This is a genomic window from Enterobacter sp. 342, from assembly GCF_036663495.1.
Classification (GTDB): domain Bacteria; phylum Pseudomonadota; class Gammaproteobacteria; order Enterobacterales; family Enterobacteriaceae; genus Enterobacter.
This window is the reverse complement of record NZ_JAWUEI010000033.1, coordinates 37,649-57,853: the sequence shown is the minus strand read 5'-3', so window position 1 is coordinate 57,853 and position 20,205 is coordinate 37,649. Positions and strand designations below refer to the sequence as shown.

Sequence of the window (20,205 nt, the reverse complement as noted above, 5' to 3'; positions counted from 1 at the left end):
GAGTCCGGTACAATACCGAACTCAGGCCATGTCAGCCGCCAGTTAAGAAAGTGTCCAATATATGGGGTTCACTTCATCACAGGTGGCTTTTTTGTTATCCGGATTTCTTACCCCATCCCTGCCATTGCTGCTGAACGTATTTCACCAGCGTGCTTTCTCCAATGCTTTCGCCAATCACCGAGAAGAAGCGGGTCGCGTAGACCGGCGCTGGAGGCTGTTTTGGTTTGCAACTCTTCACGCCGCGGAACGGATTACGCGGAGCTGTTGGGGCGGGTTGCCCAGAATTCGGTGTAGATGTGTCCACCTGCGGTTCATTCAGCAGGTCGCTCGGGCGTACCAGCGTGATGTCAGACGGTAATGTCGGCAGCATCTGTTGCAGGACACGGACGGTAGACGGATGCGGGTGACCGATAGCAATAGCTGAGCCATTACGTCTGGCCAACTGCACGGCACGATTGAACTGTACACGAATGTCCGCTTCATTTTGCGTATCATCCAGGAACACCTTGCGCTTAATCACCTTCACACCCGTTCCCTGAGCGGCGCGCATCGCCTGGCTGTTGCCAATCGTCATGCTATCGAGGAAGTAGAGGTTGTAACGCTCCAGCGCCTGCATCACCTTGAGCATCCCATACAGGCTCGATGTCATCGCGCTGCCCATGTGGTTGTTCAGCCCTACGGCATACGGCACTTTGTTGTATGCATCGCGGATGATGCGCTCGATCTCATCGCTGCTCATATCCGGGCGCAGGGTATCTTTTTCCAGTGGCTGCTTGCTGAGCGGTGCCATCGGCAGGTGGATGAGAACCTGATGCCCGCTGTTATGGGCCTTGGTTGCCATTTCGCGCGCGTGCGGTGCATTGGGGAGGACGGCAACAGAGATGGCTGACGGCATGGCCAGCACCTGGTTTTCAGTTTGCGGACGATAACCGAAGTCATCAATCACTATAGCGAGTTTACCGGCGTATACCGGTGCGACCAGCGCCAGTACGCTGGCGACGGAGAGAACAATTCGACGAAATTGAAGCAAAACTTATCTTCCCAACCACGGCTGTGGATTGACCGCCTGACCCTGGCGACGAATTTCGAAATAGAGTGACGGGCGGCCCTGACCGCCACTACTGCCCACAAGGGCGATGGGTTGGCCAGCGCGCACCTGAGTGCCGACGCTGACCAGCGCGCTCTGGTTGTAGCCGTAAAGACTCATATCACCTTTACCGTGTTCGACCACTACCACCAGCCCGTAACCCTGCAGCCAGTCGGCCAGGATCACACGGCCATCGGCAATGGCTTTCACTTCGCTACCTTCAGACGCACCGATAACTATCCCTTTCCAACGTAGCTCACCCTGCAGTTGTTCGCCATAACGATGCAGAATTGAACCGCGTACGGGCCAGAATGCCTGACCGCGAGGAGAGCCTAAACCACCGGTTCGCGACATCAGGGAACGTTCGCTTTCGCTTGGTTTGTAGGTTGTCCCTTTGCGGGACGCTTCCTGCTGTTTGTCGCGAACGGCCTGTGCCTCACGGGCCTCTTTATCGGCACGTGCTTTCGCTGCGGCTTCTGCACGGGCGATGCTGTTGCGCAGTTTTGATTCGTTGGCACGCATTTCGCTCAGCTGGCTCTGTCCTTCCTGAATGGAGGATTCCAGACCGGAAAGGGTTTTCTTACGCTCGTTACGTGCCTGCTCGAGTTTTGCCTGCTGGGCCTGCTGATCGTAGAGCAGCGTCTGCTGCTGGCTCTGCTTCTCTTCCAGCTCGGCTTTTTGTGTGGTGACCTCTTCGCGTGTCTGTTTCAGCTGCGCGATAGTCTCCTGACGCGCCTGGTTCAGATAGCCAAAGTAAGCCTGCAGGCGCTGACCACGCTGGCTCTCTTCACCGCTGAGGATCAGCTGAAGGCCGGTGTGCTCACCCTGGCGGAATGCGGCATCAAGCTGCGCCGCAAGGTTACGTTCCTGCGCATCACGCTGACGTTCCAGTTTGGCAATCGACGCGTTCATCTCGTCGATCTGTTTATTCAACTGGGCAAGGGTGTTTTGTGTTTCACGAAGTTTACGTGCGGCAGCGGAGATCGCCTCTTCCTGCTGCTTAAGCTGAGCAAGCAGTGCGGAGCGTTGCTGTTGTTGCTGACGTACCGCACGCTCTTTAGCGGCGATATCGGCCTGAATAGATTTGAGTTGGTCCCGGTCATCCGCGTGGGCGGATGCGGCGCACAGCAATACGCCAGCGCTGAGTGCGCTGGCGTAAAGCAGAGGTCTGACTGATAACCTAAGCGGCTTCACGACCCATGTGATTGAAAAAATCGCCTTTCCCCTCATGGGGAGGGATTATTCCACGATGAACAGCGGCTTACCAGTCATCTCTTCAGGGATCGGCATACCCATCAGCGACAACATGGTTGGCGCGATGTCAGAAAGCTTGCCGCCTTCCACTGCTTTCAGAGCTTTATCACCGACATAAATCAGTGGAACAGGCAGGTTGGTATGGGCAGTATGTGCCTGGCCGGTTGCCGGGTCACGCATCTGTTCAGCGTTACCGTGGTCAGCGGTGATCAGGAGCTGACCGCCAACAGATTCAACAGCTTTCGCGACCTGATCAACACAATGATCCAGCGCTTCAACTGCTTTTACCGCTGCTTCCATGACCCCGGTATGGCCAACCATGTCGCCATTCGGGTAGTTACAGATGATGGTGTCGTACTTGCCGCTCTCGATAGCCGCAACCAGTTTTTCGGTCAGTTCCGCAGAGCTCATTTCTGGCTGCAGATCGTAGGTGGCGACTTTCGGCGAGTTGATCAGAATACGGTCTTCGCCTTTGAATGGCTCTTCCACACCACCGTTGAAGAAGAAGGTCACGTGTGCGTATTTTTCAGTTTCGGAGATACGCAGCTGCGTTTTGTCGTTCTTCGCCATCCACTCACCAAAAGTATTGGCCAGCGAGGCTGGTGGATATGCGCATGGGGCTTTGATGTCTGCCGCGTATTCAGTCAGCTGGATGAAATCGAGGTTTACCACTTTCTTACGGGCAAAACCGTCGAAATCGCTGTTAACGAACGCACGGGTGATTTCACGCGCACGGTCAGCACGGAAGTTCATGAAGATCAGCGCGTCGCCATCTTCCATGGCGGCATCAGCCTGGCCTTCAGCACGAATGACGGTTGCTTTCACGAATTCGTCGTTTTCATCACGCGCGTAAGCAGCTTCCAGACCCTCAACAGCGGTGGCGAACTGGAATTCACCTTTCGCCAGGGTCATCAGGTCATAGGCCTGTTCAACGCGATCCCAGCGATTGTCGCGGTCCATCGCGTAGTAACGACCAATAATGGATGCCACGCGGCCTTTGCCTAATGCAGCAAATTTGTCTTCGAAGGCTTTCAGCGAACCTTCAGCGCTGCGTGGTGGCGTATCGCGACCATCCAGGAAAGCATGCAGATAGATTTTTTCCGCACCGCGCTCAGCGGCCAGTTCAACCATCGCCATGATGTGATCTTCGTGGCTGTGAACGCCGCCAGCAGAGAGCAGGCCCATGATGTGAACGGCTTTACCTGCAGCCACGGCTTTATCTACCGCGCCAGACAGAACAGGGTTGGAGAAGAAGGTGCGTTCTTTGATTTCAACGTCCAGGCGGGTCAGATCCTGATACACGATACGGCCCGCGCCCAGGTTAACGTGACCCACTTCGGAGTTACCCATCTGGCGATCCGGCAGACCGACTTCCAGGCCGGATGCATCAATCAGGGTATGGGGACGTTTTGCCCACAGTGCATCCATGACCGGGGTTTTGGCGTTGAAAATGGCGTTATCCTGTTGATCTTCACGGTAGCCATAGCCATCCAGAATCACCAGTACCATAGGTTTTTTAGAAACCGACATTGCGACAACCTCATGCTCAAGAGACAAAAAATTTGCGTAATTTTACTACAGCTGAATCGATCAAATAGCCGCAGAAGATCAAAGAATGCGTAGGGGCAAGGCGCTTCTCTGGTCATTTTGAGGCTTTTTTTTCGTGGCATGCCGCAGAAAATGGATTAGCTTAATGTCGCTGGCTGTATTTGCCACAACGCACAGGTATACTCCTGTCCTGGTTTTTTTAATCACTTAGTCGGGAGTTGTTACCCCCCATGCAAGAAATTATGCAATTTGTTAGCCGCCACCCGGTTCTGAGCATCGCGTGGATTGGTCTGCTGGCCGCTGTGCTGTTCACCACCTTTAAAGGGCTGACGTCTAAAATTAAGGTGATCACCCGTGGTGAAGCCACGCGCCTGATCAACAAAGAAGACGCTGTGGTTGTCGATCTCCGTCAGCGTGATGATTTCCGCAAAGGCCACATCGCAGGTTCTATCAACCTGCTGCCTGCTGAAATCAAAGCGAATAACGTTGGTGAGCTGGATAAGTATAAAGCCCAGCCAATTATCGTCGTGGATGGTACTGGCATGCAGGCGCAGGAATCGGCTAACGCACTGCACAAAGCAGGTTTCGAAAACGTAACGGTACTGAAAGAAGGCATTTCCGGCTGGAGCGGGGAAAACCTTCCTTTGGTTCGCGGTAAATAAGGAGTTCAGTGATGGCCAATATTGAGATCTACACCAAAGCAACCTGCCCGTTCTGCCATCGTGCGAAAGCACTGCTTAACAGCAAAGGCGTCACGTTCCAGGAAATGCCTATCGACGGTGACGCGACTAAACGCGAAGAGATGATTCAACGTAGTGGTCGCACGACGGTTCCGCAGATTTTTATTGATGCGCAGCACATTGGCGGCTGTGATGACTTGTATGCGCTCGACGCACGTGGTGGACTCGATCCCCTGCTGCGCTAAGAGACTTTAGGACAATTAAAAAGGGTTTTTCCATGTCAGAACAAAACAACACCGAAATGACTTTCCAGATCCAGCGCATCTACACCAAGGATGTCTCTTTCGAAGCGCCAAATGCGCCACACGTTTTCCAGAAAGATTGGCAGCCAGAGGTTAAACTTGATCTGGATACCGCATCCACCCAACTGGCGGATGATGTGTATGAAGTCGTACTGCGTGTGACAGTTACCGCTTCTCTGGGCGAAGAAACGGCTTTCCTGTGTGAAGTACAGCAGGGCGGTATCTTCTCCATTGGCGGCATTGAAGGCAACCAGATGGCGCATTGCCTGGGTGCATACTGCCCGAACATCCTGTTCCCGTATGCGCGTGAATGCATCACCAGCCTGGTTTCTCGCGGTACATTCCCGCAACTGAACCTTGCGCCAGTAAACTTTGATGCGCTGTTCATGAACTATCTGCAGCAGCAAGCTGGCGAAGGTGCTGAACAACATCAGGATGCCTGATGAGCACTGTTAATGCGTCAATGACTGTGATCGGTGCCGGCTCATACGGCACCGCTCTTGCCATCACACTGGCAAGAAATGGTCACGATGTGGTTCTGTGGGGCCACGATCCAAAACATATCGCGACGTTGCAACACGACCGCTGCAACGTGGCGTTTCTCCCTGACGTTCCGTTCCCTGACACCCTACACCTGGAAAGCGATCTTGCGACAGCGCTGGCAGCCAGCCGCAACATTCTGATTGTGGTACCAAGCCATGTATTTGGCGAAGTGCTGCGCCAGATCAAGCCGCTGATGCGTCCGGATGCACGTATTGTATGGGCGACGAAAGGACTGGAAGCTGAAACCGGACGTCTGCTGCAGGATGTCGCCCGCGAAGCGTTGGGCGATACCATCCCGCTGGCAGTCATTTCCGGGCCGACGTTTGCCAAAGAGCTGGCCGCTGGCCTGCCAACGGCGATTTCGCTGGCTTCAACCGATCAGGCTTTTTCTGACGATCTTCAGCACCTGCTGCACTGTGGCAAGAGCTTCCGCGTCTACAGCAACCCCGATTTTATCGGTGTGCAACTGGGTGGCGCGGTGAAGAACGTGATTGCGATTGGTGCCGGGATGTCCGACGGCATTGGTTTTGGCGCCAACGCACGTACGGCGTTGATCACCCGTGGTTTGACAGAAATGTCCCGTCTGGGAGCGGCACTGGGTGCCGATCCGGCGACCTTTATGGGGATGGCTGGCCTGGGTGACCTGGTGCTGACCTGTACCGACAACCAGTCGCGTAACCGCCGCTTTGGCATGATGCTCGGACAGGGCAGCGATGTAAAAGGCGCGCAGGAGAAGATTGGTCAGGTGGTTGAAGGCTACCGCAATACCAAAGAAGTTCGCGAACTGGCGCATCGGTTTGGCGTTGAAATGCCAATAACCGAGGAAATTTATCAGGTATTGTATTGCGGAAAAAATGCGCGCGAGGCAGCATTGACCTTATTAGGTCGTGCGCGCAAGGACGAGCGCAGCAGCAACTAGTCGCAGGGAACCGTTGTCACCTCAACGATACGGCCAGCAAAGACTGGCCGATCGTACTATTACGTCTGGAGTAAGCAATGCCGTGTGAAGAACTGGATATCGTCTGGAACAATATTAAAGCCGAAGCCCGGGCGTTGGCCGACTGTGAGCCTATGCTGGCCAGTTTCTACCACGCGACGCTACTCAAGCACGAAAACCTCGGCAGCGCCCTGAGCTATATGCTTGCCAACAAACTGGCTTCCTCAATTATGCCTGCCATCGCCATACGCGAAGTGGTGGAAGAAGCCTACGCCGCAGACCCGGAAATGATCGCCTCTGCCGCCTGTGATATCCAGGCCGTGCGCACGCGTGACCCGGCAGTCGATAAATACTCTACGCCGCTGCTGTACCTGAAAGGCTTCCACGCCTTACAGGCCTACCGCATTGGCCACTGGCTGTGGAAAGAAGGCCGCCGTGCGCTAGCTATCTTCCTGCAAAACCAGGTGTCCGTGACGTTCCAGGTTGATATTCACCCGGCAGCGAAAATTGGCCGCGGGATCATGCTCGACCACGCCACCGGCATTGTTGTCGGTGAAACGGCGGTGATTGAAGATGACGTGTCTATTTTGCAATCGGTCACGCTGGGTGGTACGGGCAAAACCAGCGGTGATCGTCATCCGAAGATCCGTGAAGGGGTGATGATTGGCGCAGGCGCCAAGATCCTCGGGAATATCGAAGTAGGGCGCGGGGCGAAGATTGGTGCGGGTTCAGTGGTACTTCAACCTGTTCCGCCACACACCACCGCCGCTGGCGTACCGGCACGTATTGTCGGCAAGCCAGACAGCGATAAACCGTCAATGGATATGGATCAGCACTTCAATGGTATCCACCATACCTTTGAGTATGGCGACGGTATTTAACTTCTAAGAATGGCGCCCGGGTATCCCAACTGGCGCCATGCTTCATACACGACCACTGACACCGCATTCGACAGGTTCATGCTGCGGCTGTCGGGCATCATTGGAATCCGGATTTTCTGCTCAGCGGGCAGGGCATCCAGGATTGTTGCGGGCAGGCCACGGGTTTCCGGGCCAAACATCAGATAGTCACCTGCCTGATAGCTCACGGCGCTATGCGCTGGCGTGCCTTTGGTAGTCAGGGCGAACATGCGCTGCGGCTTTTCGGCTTCCAGAAACGCGGCGTAATCATGATGGCGCACCACGGCAGTAAATTCATGATAATCGAGCCCCGCACGCCGCAGACGTTTGTCGTCCCACGTAAAGCCCATTGGCTCAATGATATGCAGTCGAAAACCGGTGTTTGCGCACAAGCGGATGATATTGCCGGTATTCGGCGGGATTTCTGGTTCGAATAAAACGATGTTAAGCATGATGCCCCCTTAATTGCGGGGGCAGAATAGCAGAAAAGAGAGGAACTACGCGACGCCGGGTTCCTGCGAGCGGCTATACAGCATTTTGTAGACGGTTGCCGCAGCGGCCACCAGGGCAGGCACGCTGAGGATCATTAAAATACTGTCTGCCTGCCACTGCATGGAAAGAAGCTGGGCGCTGGTCATGGTTCCCGCCACCCCGCCAAAGCGGCCGATCCCCTGCATCCAGGCGATGCCCGTCGCACGGCACTCGGTAGGGTAAAAGGTAGCGGCCAGGGTTTGCATGCCCGATTGCGCGCCGTTCATCGCGATCCCCATCAGGAAAATCAACCCGCCAAACAGGGCGATATGGTTATGCTCAAGGCCGAGTAGCAGGATCAGTCCCATTGTCAGGACAAATCCCCCTGCGACCACCTTGTGCGCTTCCCAGCGGTCCATCATCCAGCCCGCGAGCAGAATGCCTGCGGTACCACCGAAGGTGAACAGCGAGGTGAGCCAGGCGGATTCCGCCAGAGCATAACCCATCCCCTGCATCAGCGTTGGCATCCAGCTCAGCAGGACGTAGTAAATGACCAGCCCCATAAAGTAGGTCACCCACAGCATCAGGGTGCCGGGCAGCCAGGGCATAGCAAACAGTTGCGCCACGCTCCCTTTTTTAGCGACCACCTTTTCTTCCGCCAGGAAAAAGCCCGTGACGCTATCCAGCGTGCTGCGTGCAAACCGGCTGGCGATGCGGCGGACCTGCATGACGTCTTTCCCGCGTTGTACCAAAAACTTCACAGACTCTGGTAAAAGCAGTGCCAGAAGCAGCGTTAAAATCAGTGGAGCAATTGCGCCGGTCAGCAGCACGCTTCGCCAGCCGTGGTGGGGGATAAGCCATGAAGAGATCGCTCCACCGCCTGCAGCACCCAGAGGGAAGCCACAGTACATGGTGTTAATCGCCATTGCGCGGCAGCGCTGGGGGGCAAACTCGGAGATCAGCGTAATGGCGTTAGGCATTGCAGCACCGAGTCCCAGGCCTGTAAGAAAGCGCCACAGCGTAAGGGTGTTCAGGCTTTGCGCCCAGGCCGTTCCCAGGCTTGCAAGACCGAAGAACAGGCACGAAAAGACCAACACGCGCTTGCGTCCCATCCGGTCCGATACCGGACCAGCGATCAGCGCACCCAACGAAAGCCCCAGTAGCGCAGCGCTTAGCACCGGCCCCAGATCCTGTTTGTGTATCCCCCATTCTGCCGATAACGTAGGCGCGATGTAACCCATCGCCGCCGTATCAAAACCATCGATCGCCAGAACCAGAAAACCCAGCACGATAAGAAGCCAGTGAAACCCTGAAAAGGGACTCTCATCGATCACCTGCTGAATATCCACCTTACCTGAATACGTCATACGCTCCCCTCTGATCAGATGTTGTTTTTGTGTTCTTGTATTTGCTTGTCTATACAATTGCGCGGAGCAGGTCGATGTCAAATTTTCTTATCTAATATGTTATCTGGATGTTATTTTCGGTATAAAAAAAGCGCCCGAGGGGGAAGCGGGCGCGTGAAAAAGAGGTGTTAACGGGGGAAGACTCAGGCTGCGTTTCCCTGAGCAAGGGGAGCCAGCGTCGTCGATAATTTATTAAACTCCTGTACCAGAGAATCTCTGCTGATTTCACCGATCGTTTTCGCGCCGGTCAGCGTCATCGCCACCTTCATCTCTTTTTCGATCAGGTTAAGCAGGTTTGCCACGCCGACCTGGCCAGCCGTCGCCAGGGCATACAGGTACGCACGCCCCAGCAGTACGCTGTCAGCGCCCAGCGCGATCATACGCACCACGTCCAGCCCGCTGCGGATACCGCTGTCGGCCAGGATAGCGATGTCGCCTTTCACTGCATCGGCAATCGCAGGCAGGGCTCGTGCGGAAGAGAGCACACCGTCAAGCTGGCGTCCGCCGTGGTTAGAAACCACAATCCCGTCTGCGCCAAAGCGTACCGCGTCACGGGCATCTTCCGGGTCGAGGATCCCTTTGATCACCATCGGGCCGTCCCAGAATTCGCGGATCCACTCCAGGTCTTTCCAGGAGATGGACGGGTCGAAGTTATTCGCCAGCCAGCCGATGTAATCTTCCAGCCCGGTCGGTTTACCGAGGTAAGCCGAGATATTGCCCAGATCGTGTGGACGTCCGTTCAGACCGACATCCCAGGCCCATTGCGGATGCGTCACCGCCTGCCAGTAACGTCGCAGGGCGGCATTCGGGCCGCTCATGCCTGAGTGAGCATCACGGTAGCGTGCGCCGGGAGTTGGCATATCAACGGTAAAGACCAGCGTTGAGCAACCCGCCGCTTTGGCGCGCTCCAGCGCGTTACGCATAAACCCGCGATCGCGCAGAACGTACAGCTGGAACCACATCGGGCGCTTAATGGTTGGGGCGACTTCTTCAATCGGGCAGACGGAAACGGTGGATAGCGTAAACGGAATACCTTTGGCATCTGCCGCTGCGGCCGCCTGTACTTCGCCACGACGAGCGTACATGCCACACAGGCCTACGGGGGCGAGCGCGACAGGCATTGAGAGCGTTTCATTGAACAATTTCGTCTCAAGGCTCAGGTCAGACATATTCTTCAGCACGCGCTGGCGCAGAGCCACTTCCGACAAGTCTTCCACGTTACGACGCAGGGTGTGCTCGGCATAGGCTCCGCCGTCGATATAGTGAAACAAGAATGGTGGCAAAATACGCTGCGCCGCGGCGCGATAGTCACTAGCTGCTGAAATAATCATGCTTTGTTCTCCCTGGAAATATCACTGTCGCCAGGCAGACGGGTAATGCGCGCCTGTCGGGCCTGATCTTCATCGAATCGTTTAATGGTGGTGTGTACGAAGCCCAGATGCGCCATCATCGCTTTTCGCGCGGCCTCGGCATCACCGGCCAGAATGGCGTTGAGCACCGCCTCATGTTGTTCGGTTAGCTGGGCAAACACTGGCGGGACCAAATACATACGCTGGCGGCTCTGCTTCACGGAGGATTGCAGCAGGTCGAAGAAACCGCGCATGGTCTGCAGCAGAACCACGTTGTGCGATGCCTCGGCAATCGCCAGGTGAAAACGTACGTCCGCCTGGGAGGCGATATCCGGGTTGCTGCTTTGCGTGGCCTCAAAACAGGCTTTTAGCTTCTCTTTATCGGCTTCGGTTGCCCGCATGGCTGCATGCCAGGCGGTACTGGTTTCGATGGCGTGACGCGCTTCAAGGATGTCGAAGCTGTAGTCCGGGTCGTTCTCCATCAGCGTTTTCAGCGGCTGAACGATGTTTTGCTCAGACCAGTCATCATGCTGCCAGCGGACAAAGGTGCCACCACCGCGGCGGCTCACCAGTACCCCTTCGCTGACCAGTGTCGCCAGTGCTTCACGCAGCGAATTACGTGATACACCTAGCTGGGCGGCGAGCTGGCGTTCGGCGGGCAATTTCATGCCCGCTTCCAGCTGTTGTTCTTCAATCAGCGCCCGCACGCGAGAGGCGATCTCGTCGGACAGGCGTCTGGGCATCACTATCATGGAATCATCCAGGTTAAGACATAGGCCTGCAGGGTGGTGATCACCCCGACCATGCAGGTGAATATCAGGCTGTGTTTCACGGTAAAGCGGAACAGGTCCGACTCTTTACCGACCAGTCCCACCGCCGCACAGGCAATGGCGATGGATTGTGGGGAGATCATTTTCCCGGTCACGCCACCAGTGGTGTTAGCCGCCACCAGAAGGACGTCTGACACGCCAATCTGTTGGGCCGCCGTCGCCTGCAGAGCAGCAAACAGGGCGTTAGACGAGGTATCTGAACCGGTCAGGAACACCCCTAACCAGCCGAGGAACGGCGAGAAGAAGGTAAATGCGTGGCTGGTATGCGCCAGCGCCAGAGCCAGCGTTGATGACAAACCGGAATAGTTTGAGATAAACGCGAACGCCAGCACCATGCCGATGGAGTAAATCGGCAGCATCAACTCTTTAATGGTCGCCGCAAAGGTTTGTACTGCGGCGACAGGCTTCATGCGCAGCCAGACAACAGAAAGGATAGCGGCAAACAGAATCGCCGTACCGGTCGCGGAGAACCAGTCGAATTTGTACACCGCGGCATACGGCGTTGCGGCGTGGACCACTGGCGGCATACGGGCGACCATCTTGTCGAGGAACGGTACGGAGATGTTAATCACCATGTCGTACAGCGCGCCACCCGGGGCAAACAGGGCTTTGAAAGGTGGGATGCTCCACAGCGTGACCGTTGCAGTCAGGAACAGGAACGGCGACCAGGCGCGGATCACCTGTCCTGCCGTATAGCCTGTACGCGCCAGGGTTTGATCAACCTGCGAGGCACCCATATCGGCAAAACGGAAAATACGTACCGGCTGCCAGCGTTTCAGGAACAGCGTCAGACAAACCAGCGAAACCAGCGAAGAGATAATGTCTGGCAGTTCAGGGCCGAGGAAGTTGGAGCTGAGATACTGGGCGATGGCGAACGAACCACCCGCCACCATCACCGCAGGCCAGGTCTCCTTCACTCCACGCCAGCCGTCCATAATCGCCATGATCCAGAACAGCACGATAATGGTCAGGAACGGTAACTGGCGGCCAACCATCTGGCCAATCTCAAAACTATCCAGCCCGGTCACCTGTCCGGCCACCAGAATCGGAATGCCCATCGCGCCAAACGCAACCGGCGCGGTGTTCACAATCAGGCACAGGCCCGCGGCATACAGCGGGTTAAAGCCCAGACCGACCAGCAGCGCGGCGGTGATCGCCACCGGTGCGCCAAAACCTGCCGCCCCTTCCAGGAACGCCCCAAAGGAGAAGCCGACAATCAGCATCTGCAGGCGCTGGTCAGGGGTAATGGAGAGAATCGACGAACGGATGATGTCGAACTGTCCGGTTTTCACCGAGATTTTATAGACAAAGACCGCGGCGATGATGATCCACGCAATCGGCCACAGGCCATAGAAGAAACCGTAAACCACAGAAGCCAGCGCACGGTCGACAGGCATTTTGTAGAACAACAATGCCACCATCAGCGCAATGGCAACGGTGATGGTGGCGGCAAGGTAGCCCTTCAACTTGAGCTTAATCAGCGCAAAGAAGAAGAACAGGATCGGAAGCGATGCGATCAGGCTCGACAGCCAGATATTTCCGGCCGGGTCGTAGTTTTGTTGCCAGAGGCTCATGCAGGTCTCCTGGGGACCAGACAGCCTGTGCTGCGGGTGAGTCTCCGCTCATCTCTGCGTCACAATCTGTGTAAAAGTGGTCCTGCCAATGTTGTGTTGTAGGGGTAATGACAACAAATGGTTAACCAGATGTTATGAGCTGGCAATGGTTTTGTGAGCAGAAATGATGGATTTGTGAAGCGGGGAAGAAAGAAAAGGGGGATTGGTTGGGCCAATTTGAGTGGGGTAAGGTCTGTTGCCCTCACCCCGGCCCTCTCCCAACGGGAGAGAGAGAATGATCAGAACGCGGTCTTACAAAAACCCGTCATCTCTTTCAGGCCCATTTCACGGCCCAGCTCGGTCATTGGGTGCACAACCACCAGACCACGAACACTTTTCTTAAGCTTGCCCATGTCGGCCTGCTCTTTTTTGGTGATCGCACGGCGGTGCGGCATGTTCATCAGCTTCTGCGCTTCTTTGCTCAGCTTCTGGCCTTTGACTTCGCGCAGGCGCTCGATTTCGGTTTTCAGCGTGGCGACCTCTTTTTCCAGCTCAGCGTACTTCTCGGCGGAATCGACCAGTGACAGGCCAGCCATCTGGTGACGGATCAGATCCAGACGGTCGCTCAGGCGTTTAATTTCGTTCTTTTCGACTTCTTTCATGACAAATAACTCTGAAAACGGGGAATTTACAGGGAAGGATACACCAATGTGAGCAGGCTTACTTCTGAAACGCTTTTTTTAAGCTGATTCGGGAAATCAGCTCAGTCAGGGAGAGAACCATTGTGGAGCGAACAACCTGTTGATAACGCAGCTTTTGCATCGCGTATAGTTCAGGATCACTGTTATCAAACTGAGGTGCAGGGGGAAGGGCAGTGACGCAATGCAACTCGCCGAAAGGTCCAAGGATCTCATCATCGGTAAAGGTGTACTCATTACCGTCATGATTTAACTCTTCGCGCAGTGCCATCAACAGCTCAGCGTCTTCATACTCTGGTCTGCTTAGCACACCAAGACCATAAATCAGCTTCAGACGCACTGAGAGATCGCCCAGCGGGCCATCTCCGTCCAGTAACGGTTCTACAGCATATTTTACCGCGTAGTCGTCTTTGCGAAACACCTGAAGCACCAGGATATTCACCGCCTCGGTTAGCAACTCGACGGCGGCAATCAGGAAGCTTCGTACGGTTTTGCCAGCATTCAGACGCTCAAGCACACGATTTTCAAAGGCCTGGGTTTGTTCCATTATTGCCTGCATATCTGACAATCTGTAATCAGGGCGCAGGGTTACCTGCGCCACACTCTGCATCATTTGGTTGCGTTGTATGCGTTAACCGCCTCCACAACCACGTCGCTGTTGGCATCCAGACCTGAAATCTGCGCCAGCGCAGCCTGCGCGCCTTTATCGTCAATCAGTTGAGCCAGTTCCTGCGCCTGCGGATCCTGCTCGCTGCGGTAGTGCATTGCGGCGGCAATCCCTTTCACCAGGTTGGCGTGCGGCAGGCCGTATTCCAGCGTGCCCAGCAGCGGTTTAATCAGGCGATCGCCCGCGCTCAGTTTGCGCAGCGGCTGACGGCCAACGCGCTCAACGTCATCTTTCAGATACGGGTTTTCAAAACGACCGAGGATTTTCTGGATGTATGCTGCATGTTTATCAGCATCAAAACCGTAGCGTTTGATCAGCACCGCGCCGCTCTCTTCCATTGCCCCTTTTACCACAGCGCGGATGTTCTCATCGAGAATCGCGTCACGGATGGTCTGATGACCGGCCAATTTTCCGAGGTACGCGGTTATAGCATGCCCGGTGTTCAGCGTGAAGAGTTTGCGTTCGACAAATGCCATCAGGTTATCAGTTAATTCCATTCCCGGAATGGTTGGCAGCGCGCCTTTAAACTGCGTTTTATCGACGATCCACTCGCTGAAGGTTTCTACAGTCACTTCCAGCGGATCGTGGGTAGCGGATTCTGACGGCGGGACGATACGGTCAACGGCGGAATCAACAAACCCCACGTGCGCTTCAACCCAGGCTTTATCTTCGTCGGCAACAGCAGCGAGCACATGGCCTTTCAACTGCGTGGTGCCGCGCACCATGTTTTCACAGGCGATGATGTTCAGCGGGGTATCAATGCCCTGCGCTTTACGTTTTGCGAGGCCTTTCGCCACCGCAGGAGCGATACGCTCAAGCACGACCGGACCCACAGCAGTGGTAACCAGGTCAACGCTGGCAATAAGGTCGATAACGTCGTCGCCAATGCTGCTTACTGCATTCACACCTGAAACCGTTTCAACCTGCTCGTTTTCTCCCACTACGTGAACCTGATAGCTATGACGGGCATTCAGGGCGTCTAGCACCACCTGGTTCACATCGGCGAATGTCAGCGTAATGCCCGCGTCTGCCAGCAGTTTGCCGATAAAGCCACGACCGATATTACCTGCGCCAAAATGTAATGCTTTCATAGTATTAACCTTCATCAATGTTTTTACCCGAGAGGGCTGGGGTGAGGAACCGCATAACTTTCCCCTCACCCTAGCCCTCTCCCCAGTGGGGAGAGGGTGGAAATGCGTTTACTTGTTCAGCAGTGCCAGTACTTCTTCCACGCTGCTGGTGCTGGCCAGACGCTCAATGACAGACTCATCATCCAGGGCGTTAGTCAGACTGGTAATCACCTGAATGTGCTCGTTGTTGCGAGCGGCGATACCAATCACCAGACGGGCGATGTCGTCTTCTTCTTCACCGAAGCGCACACCCTGCGGATACTGACAGAATACGACGCCGGTTTTCAGCACGCGATCTTTCGCTTCAACCGTACCGTGCGGAACCGCGATGGATTCACCCAGGTAGGTTGGCGTCAGTTTTTCACGTTCCAGCATCGCATCAACGTATTCAGGTTGAACGTAGCCACCTTTCACCAGTTGCTCACCGGCAAAGCGAATCGCCTCTTCTTTGTTGGTCGCAGTACGACCGAGGAAGATGTTCTCCGCACCCAGTTTGAACAGGTGGGCGTTGCTCTCGTCGAAACTGTCCTGCAGGCTGGAACGCACTTTCACTTCGTTGTCTTCGTGACGCTGTGCGGCAACCAGACGCTCAGTCAGGTTGGTGTACAGGCCGCTGTCGAGGAAGTTGGTCAGCGAAATATGCTGTGCCTGTGGAACCTGACGCATGGCGCGTTCGGTCAGATCGCGGTGCGTGATAACCAGGTCCACATCCGGTGGCAGGCTGTTGATGGCACTGTTGGTTACAGAGATGTTAGTCAGACCCGCATCCTGCACTTTCTTACGCAGCACACCTGCACCCATTGCGCTGGAACCCATACCGGCGTCACAGGCAACGATGATTTTACGCACGTGGCTCAGGTCGTTAGAGACATCACCAGCCGCCAGCGGTGTAGCGCCTTTGGATTCCGCTTTCATGTCATGCATACGACGGGTAGCCGCTTCGATATCATCATCTTCTTTCACTTTGCTGGTTTTCAGCAGGATAGAAGAGACCACGAAGGAGACCGCCATTGCTGCACAGATAGCCGCGATGTTTGCGAAGTAAGCCCCTTTTGGCGTCATCGCCAGTACTGCCAGGATAGAACCCGGAGACGCCGGAGAAACCAGACCACCGCCCAGCACGCTCAGGGTGAACACACCGGTCATACCGCCGAGGATAACGGCCAGGATCAGACGCGGATTCATCAGCACGTACGGGAAGTAAATTTCGTGGATACCACCCAGGAAGTGAATGATAGCCGCACCGCCAGCAGACTGCTTCGCGCTACCGCGACCAAAGAACATGTACGCCAGCAGAACACCCATACCTGGGCCCGGGTTCGCTTCAATCAGGAAGAAGATGGATTTGCCGAGGTCATGAGACTGCTGAATACCCAGCGGTGAGAAGATACCGTGGTTGATGGCGTTGTTAAGGAACAGGATTTTCGCCGGTTCAACAAAGATAGACGCCAGCGGCAGCATGTCGTGCGCAACCATGAAGTTAACGCCTGCTGCCAGAATTTTGGACAGCACTTCAACCGCAGGGCCAATGCCGAGGAACGCCAGAATCGCCAGGATCATACCAATGATGCCTGCGGAGAAGTTGTTCACCAGCATTTCGAAGCCAGAGCGAATCTTACCGTCTACCCAGGAATCAAAGTGTTTGATTGCCCAACCGCCCAGAGGACCCGCAATCATTGCGCCCAGGAACATTGGCATATCCGCACCGACAATCACACCCATGGTGGTGATTGCACCCACTACACCGCCACGGTCACCGCCCACCAGACGACCACCGGTGAAACCGATGAGCAGTGGCAGCAGATAAGTAATCATTGGGCCAACAAGTTTCGCCAGCGTTTCGTTAGGCAACCACCCTGTAGGAATGAATAATGCGGTGATGATACCCCACGCGATAAACGCGCCGATATTTGGCATCACCATGTTGCTGAGGAAACGACCAAAGCTTTGTACTTTGATCTTGAAATCGGATGACATAAAACACCCCTTCTTCTGTTTACGCTTAGGCTTGCGGCCCGAGGTTTATTGTTAATGTGAGGCGGCAGAGGTAGCCGGGCCCTGTTCATGCTGTGAAATCTGGCACTGAATCGTTCAACTGTCCAGATGACGAAAATTTGTGTGATGCGTGTCACGTAAAGGTAGGGGGTATGGATATCAATGAGGTGATCTTAATCACAAAATAAGCGGGCAAAAAAAATACGATGACGAAAAATGGAGCAGAAAGCACCCTTTTTTGTGATTTTTGTCACATTTGATTGTGGCGGGTTTGTCTCTGTATTGTGACCTCATTCACAAAATATTTTTATGCAGAATTCTCCGGCTGTGATCCTCAACAAATTCTGTTTTGTGATTTAGCGTCAGGATGGCATCAGGCGACACAGAAAGCTAAAAAACCACTTTTCATATGTGGTATGGCGAAAAGTTAAAACGTGGATTACGCTCATATTGTAAGGTTAAGTCTATTATTATTCAGGTTATATTTTGACACGTTTATAAACTTGCATGGAGATATTATAAAAATCCATACTCCCCGGCTGCTGAAAATAGCAAGTGATTACTGTTTCTATAAAAAACTAATTAGGCTGCGTATTGTTTTATTAATTTAATGAGTTGACGTTGTTTAAGTGAGGAGAATATGTTTCTCAACTATTTTGCGCTGGGCGTATTGATTTTTGTTTTCCTGGTCCTTTTTTACGGCGTCATCGCCATTCATGACATCCCGTATAATATGGCCAAAAAGCGTAACCATCCCCATGCTGATGCGATTCATACGGCAGGATGGATCAGCCTGTTTACGCTCCATGCCATTTGGCCGTTCCTGTGGATCTGGGCCACGCTGTACCGTGAAGATCGCGGCTGGGGGATGCAGAACCACATCGTGAAGCCTGATGAGGTTCCCGGCATGGATGCACTGACCAAACGCGTGGCGGAGCTTGAACAAAAGCTGGCAGCGGTAAAACCCACTGCTGATAAGAACACGCTGGAGCACTAATCATGGATCTGTTGATTATTCTGACCTATGTGGCATTTGCCTGGGCCATCTTTAAAATATTCCGTATTCCCGTTAACCAGTGGACGCTCGCCACCGCGACATTAGGCGGGATATTTATTGTCGCCGGACTTATCCTGCTAATGAACTATAACCACCCGTATACCTTTACGGCTCAAAAGGCGGTTATTTCTATTCCGATTACGCCGCAGGTTACCGGGGTGGTCAGTGAAGTGACTGATAAAAATAATCAGCTCATTAAAAAGGGTGAAGTGTTATTTAAACTTGATCCAGGTCGCTACCAGGCGCGTGTAGACAGACTCCAGGCTGACCTGGTGACTGCGACGCACAATATCGACAACCTTAAGGCACAACTGTCGGAAGCGGTCGCCAATACCACGCGGGTGTCTGCGGAACGCGATCGTCTGTATAAAGATTATCAGCGCTACCTGAAAGGCAGCCAGGCAAAGGTTAACCCGTTCTCTGAAAGCGATATCGACAATGCGCGCCAGAACTATCTGGCACAAGACGCGCTGGTTAAAGGCTCTGTAGCCGAACAGACACAAATCCAGACTCAGTTAGACAGCATGGTTAACGGTGAGCAATCTCAGGTTGCCTCTCTGCGTGCTCAGCTTGCCGAAGCCAAATACAACCTGGAACAGACCGTGGTACGTGCGCCAAGCAATGGCTATATCACCCAGGTGCTGATTCGTCCGGGGACCTATGCCGCGGCGCTGCCTCTGCGTCCGGTTATGGTCTTTATCCCGGAACAGAAACGTCAGATTGTGGCGCAGTTCCGTCAGAACTCATTGCTGCGTCTGAAACCGGGTGATGAGGCCGAAGTGGTGTTCAATGCCCTACCGGGGCAGGTCTTCTCAGGTAAGCTCACCAGCATTCTGCCGGTGGTGCCGGGAGGATCATATCAGGCTCAGGGTGCGTTGCAGTCTCTGACGGTAACGCCGGGTACGGATGGCGTGCTGGGGACTATCGAGCTTGACCCGAATGCCGATGTCGATGCACTGCCAGACGGTATTTATGCCCAGGTGGCGGTTTATTCGGACCATTTCGCTCATGTTTCGGTGATGCGTAAAGTGCTGCTGCGTATGACCAGCTGGATGCACTACCTCTACCTCGATCACTAATCCTTTCAGGGCAGGAATGCGACATGCATACCTGCCCTTTTTTCGTTGCTTGATCCATACTGATTTTTTTCCGGCATCAAGGATCAGGCAATGAAACTCATCGGTAGCTACACCAGTCCCTTCGTGCGAAAAATATCGATTCTCCTGCTGGAGAAAGGGATTGAATTTGAATTCGTCAATGAACAGCCTTACAACGCCGAAAACGGCGTCGCGCAGTACAACCCGCTAGGTAAAGTCCCGGCACTGGTGACGAACGAGGGTGAATACTGGTTTGATTCCCCGATTATTGCGGAGTACATCGAGTTGCTGGGCGTCGCCCCGGCAATGCTACCGGCCGACCCAAAAGCGGCGCTGGCTGTGAAGCAAATTGAAGCCCTGGCCGATGGCATTATGGATGCGGCGTTAACCTCCGTACGTGAGCAGGCAAGACCCGCAGCCCAACAGTCGGAAACAGAACTGCTACGCCAGCGTGAAAAAATCAGCCGCAGCCTGGATATGTGTGAGCAGCTCATTAAGGAGGGAAAAATCCAGCCCGACAGAGTGGATCTGGCGACGATTGCGATCGCCTGTGCCATCGGTTATCTCAACTTCCGTCATGTTTCCCCTGGCTGGTGCGTCGACCGCCCGTTGCTGGTAAAACTAGCCGAAACGCTTTTTAGCCGTGAGAGTTTTGCCCGCACCGAACCGCCAAAGGCTTGATGCGGGTTATAACACTTCGCT

The 20,205-nt window shown here is 54.5% G+C and carries 20 protein-coding genes; 8 read left to right on the top strand and 12 right to left on the bottom strand.

Annotated elements, in window-relative coordinates; all coding sequences use genetic code 11:
- Positions 1-94 precede the first annotated feature (94 nt).
- The 3 genes from V6E55_RS20780 to gpmM are packed head-to-tail and all read right to left on the bottom strand — an operon-like array spanning position 95 to position 3,871.
- Positions 95-1,030: a divergent polysaccharide deacetylase family protein gene (locus V6E55_RS20780; RefSeq protein WP_316943797.1), complete on the bottom strand. Its 936-nt coding sequence runs from the start codon at positions 1,028-1,030 to the stop codon at positions 95-97.
- Positions 1,031-1,033: 3 nt separating this feature from the next.
- A complete protein-coding gene (gene envC / locus V6E55_RS20775) occupies positions 1,034-2,293 on the bottom strand; it encodes a murein hydrolase activator EnvC (protein ID WP_316943798.1) in 1,260 nt (419 codons plus the stop codon).
- Between the two features lie 33 nt (positions 2,294-2,326).
- Entirely contained in the window at positions 2,327-3,871 is a 1,545-nt protein-coding gene (gene gpmM, locus V6E55_RS20770; protein ID WP_236920079.1) for a 2,3-bisphosphoglycerate-independent phosphoglycerate mutase, read from the bottom strand.
- Between the two features lie 248 nt (positions 3,872-4,119).
- Between gpmM and V6E55_RS20765 the strand changes: the two genes are divergently transcribed.
- From V6E55_RS20765 to cysE, 5 genes are all read left to right on the top strand, one after another.
- The gene (locus tag V6E55_RS20765) at positions 4,120-4,551 is read left to right on the top strand and encodes a rhodanese-like domain-containing protein (RefSeq protein WP_316943796.1); all 432 of its coding nucleotides are present in this window, start codon (positions 4,120-4,122) and stop codon (positions 4,549-4,551) included.
- A gap of 11 nt (positions 4,552-4,562) precedes the next feature.
- Positions 4,563-4,814, top strand: coding sequence for a glutaredoxin 3 (gene grxC, locus V6E55_RS20760; RefSeq protein WP_114978962.1), 252 nt, complete (start codon positions 4,563-4,565; stop codon positions 4,812-4,814).
- 32 nt (positions 4,815-4,846) lie between these two features.
- Positions 4,847-5,314: a protein-export chaperone SecB gene (secB, locus tag V6E55_RS20755; RefSeq protein WP_003860835.1), complete on the top strand. Its 468-nt coding sequence runs from the start codon at positions 4,847-4,849 to the stop codon at positions 5,312-5,314.
- Entirely contained in the window at positions 5,314-6,333 is a 1,020-nt protein-coding gene (gene gpsA / locus V6E55_RS20750; RefSeq protein ID WP_114978961.1) for an NAD(P)H-dependent glycerol-3-phosphate dehydrogenase, read from the top strand. The genes secB and gpsA overlap by 1 nt, the downstream gene beginning before the upstream one ends.
- 77 nt (positions 6,334-6,410) lie before the next feature.
- Positions 6,411-7,232: a serine O-acetyltransferase gene (gene cysE / locus V6E55_RS20745; RefSeq protein ID WP_013094922.1), complete on the top strand. Its 822-nt coding sequence runs from the start codon at positions 6,411-6,413 to the stop codon at positions 7,230-7,232.
- Here the strand turns inward: cysE and trmL are convergent.
- The 9 genes from trmL to V6E55_RS20700 form a co-directional block, all read right to left on the bottom strand.
- Entirely contained in the window at positions 7,229-7,702 is a 474-nt protein-coding gene (gene trmL, locus V6E55_RS20740; protein WP_033147028.1) for a tRNA (uridine(34)/cytosine(34)/5-carboxymethylaminomethyluridine(34)-2'-O)-methyltransferase TrmL, read from the bottom strand. The two genes, cysE and trmL, sit on opposite strands and share 4 nt — an antisense overlap.
- 45 nt (positions 7,703-7,747) lie before the next feature.
- Positions 7,748-9,088 carry an MFS transporter gene (locus V6E55_RS20735; protein WP_114978960.1) on the bottom strand — a complete coding sequence of 447 codons (1,341 nt, stop codon included), beginning with the start codon at positions 9,086-9,088 and terminating at the stop codon, positions 7,748-7,750.
- A gap of 182 nt (positions 9,089-9,270) precedes the next feature.
- Positions 9,271-10,458: an FMN-dependent L-lactate dehydrogenase LldD gene (gene lldD, locus V6E55_RS20730; RefSeq protein WP_316943795.1), complete on the bottom strand. Its 1,188-nt coding sequence runs from the start codon at positions 10,456-10,458 to the stop codon at positions 9,271-9,273.
- Positions 10,455-11,228, bottom strand: a complete 774-nt coding sequence (lldR, locus tag V6E55_RS20725) for a transcriptional regulator LldR (protein WP_114978958.1) — start codon at positions 11,226-11,228, stop codon at positions 10,455-10,457. Before lldR ends, lldD begins: the two co-directional genes overlap by 4 nt.
- Positions 11,225-12,880, bottom strand: a complete 1,656-nt coding sequence (gene lldP, locus V6E55_RS20720) for an L-lactate permease (RefSeq protein WP_114978957.1) — start codon at positions 12,878-12,880, stop codon at positions 11,225-11,227. The genes lldR and lldP overlap by 4 nt, the downstream gene beginning before the upstream one ends.
- A gap of 278 nt (positions 12,881-13,158) precedes the next feature.
- Complete coding sequence (locus tag V6E55_RS20715) at positions 13,159-13,521, bottom strand: YibL family ribosome-associated protein (RefSeq protein ID WP_316943794.1); 363 nt, start codon at positions 13,519-13,521, stop codon at positions 13,159-13,161.
- 58 nt (positions 13,522-13,579) lie between these two features.
- Positions 13,580-14,170, bottom strand: coding sequence for a mannitol operon repressor MtlR (gene mtlR / locus V6E55_RS20710; protein ID WP_028018221.1), 591 nt, complete (start codon positions 14,168-14,170; stop codon positions 13,580-13,582).
- Positions 14,167-15,315: a mannitol-1-phosphate 5-dehydrogenase gene (gene mtlD, locus V6E55_RS20705; RefSeq protein WP_129996958.1), complete on the bottom strand. Its 1,149-nt coding sequence runs from the start codon at positions 15,313-15,315 to the stop codon at positions 14,167-14,169. Before mtlD ends, mtlR begins: the two co-directional genes overlap by 4 nt.
- A gap of 108 nt (positions 15,316-15,423) precedes the next feature.
- Positions 15,424-17,331, bottom strand: a complete 1,908-nt coding sequence (locus tag V6E55_RS20700) for a PTS mannitol transporter subunit IICBA (RefSeq protein WP_114978955.1) — start codon at positions 17,329-17,331, stop codon at positions 15,424-15,426.
- A 658-nt stretch (positions 17,332-17,989) separates the two neighbouring features.
- Here V6E55_RS20700 and V6E55_RS20695 point away from each other — a divergent pair.
- The 3 genes from V6E55_RS20695 to V6E55_RS20685 all read left to right on the top strand — a co-directional run bounded on the left by V6E55_RS20695 (position 17,990) and on the right by V6E55_RS20685 (position 20,184).
- Positions 17,990-18,346: a DUF3302 domain-containing protein gene (locus V6E55_RS20695; protein WP_129996956.1), complete on the top strand. Its 357-nt coding sequence runs from the start codon at positions 17,990-17,992 to the stop codon at positions 18,344-18,346.
- Between the two features lie 2 nt (positions 18,347-18,348).
- Positions 18,349-19,485, top strand: coding sequence for an HlyD family secretion protein (locus V6E55_RS20690; RefSeq protein WP_114978953.1), 1,137 nt, complete (start codon positions 18,349-18,351; stop codon positions 19,483-19,485).
- Between the two features lie 90 nt (positions 19,486-19,575).
- Entirely contained in the window at positions 19,576-20,184 is a 609-nt protein-coding gene (locus tag V6E55_RS20685; RefSeq protein ID WP_316943793.1) for a glutathione S-transferase, read from the top strand.
- The last annotated feature ends 21 nt before the right edge of the window (positions 20,185-20,205 follow it).

Excerpts from the sequence above, each read along its gene's own strand:
- gpmM (WP_236920079.1), bottom strand. The coding sequence starts at position 3,871 with ATGTCGGTTTCTAAAAAACCTATGGTACTGGTGATTCTGGATGGCTAT.
- V6E55_RS20765 (WP_316943796.1), top strand. The coding sequence starts at position 4,120 with ATGCAAGAAATTATGCAATTTGTTAGCCGCCACCCGGTTCTGAGCATC.
- grxC (WP_114978962.1), top strand. The coding sequence starts at position 4,563 with ATGGCCAATATTGAGATCTACACCAAAGCAACCTGCCCGTTCTGCCAT.
- secB (WP_003860835.1), top strand. The coding sequence starts at position 4,847 with ATGTCAGAACAAAACAACACCGAAATGACTTTCCAGATCCAGCGCATC.
- gpsA (WP_114978961.1), top strand. The coding sequence starts at position 5,314 with ATGAGCACTGTTAATGCGTCAATGACTGTGATCGGTGCCGGCTCATAC.
- cysE (WP_013094922.1), top strand. The coding sequence starts at position 6,411 with ATGCCGTGTGAAGAACTGGATATCGTCTGGAACAATATTAAAGCCGAA.
- trmL (WP_033147028.1), bottom strand. The coding sequence starts at position 7,702 with ATGCTTAACATCGTTTTATTCGAACCAGAAATCCCGCCGAATACCGGC.
- V6E55_RS20735 (WP_114978960.1), bottom strand. The coding sequence starts at position 9,088 with ATGACGTATTCAGGTAAGGTGGATATTCAGCAGGTGATCGATGAGAGT.
- lldD (WP_316943795.1), bottom strand. The coding sequence starts at position 10,458 with ATGATTATTTCAGCAGCTAGTGACTATCGCGCCGCGGCGCAGCGTATT.
- lldR (WP_114978958.1), bottom strand. The coding sequence starts at position 11,228 with ATGATAGTGATGCCCAGACGCCTGTCCGACGAGATCGCCTCTCGCGTG.
- lldP (WP_114978957.1), bottom strand. The coding sequence starts at position 12,880 with ATGAGCCTCTGGCAACAAAACTACGACCCGGCCGGAAATATCTGGCTG.
- V6E55_RS20715 (WP_316943794.1), bottom strand. The coding sequence starts at position 13,521 with ATGAAAGAAGTCGAAAAGAACGAAATTAAACGCCTGAGCGACCGTCTG.
- mtlR (WP_028018221.1), bottom strand. The coding sequence starts at position 14,170 with ATGATGCAGAGTGTGGCGCAGGTAACCCTGCGCCCTGATTACAGATTG.
- mtlD (WP_129996958.1), bottom strand. The coding sequence starts at position 15,315 with ATGAAAGCATTACATTTTGGCGCAGGTAATATCGGTCGTGGCTTTATC.
- V6E55_RS20700 (WP_114978955.1), bottom strand. The coding sequence starts at position 17,331 with ATGTCATCCGATTTCAAGATCAAAGTACAAAGCTTTGGTCGTTTCCTC.
- V6E55_RS20695 (WP_129996956.1), top strand. The coding sequence starts at position 17,990 with ATGTTTCTCAACTATTTTGCGCTGGGCGTATTGATTTTTGTTTTCCTG.
- V6E55_RS20690 (WP_114978953.1), top strand. The coding sequence starts at position 18,349 with ATGGATCTGTTGATTATTCTGACCTATGTGGCATTTGCCTGGGCCATC.
- V6E55_RS20685 (WP_316943793.1), top strand. The coding sequence starts at position 19,576 with ATGAAACTCATCGGTAGCTACACCAGTCCCTTCGTGCGAAAAATATCG.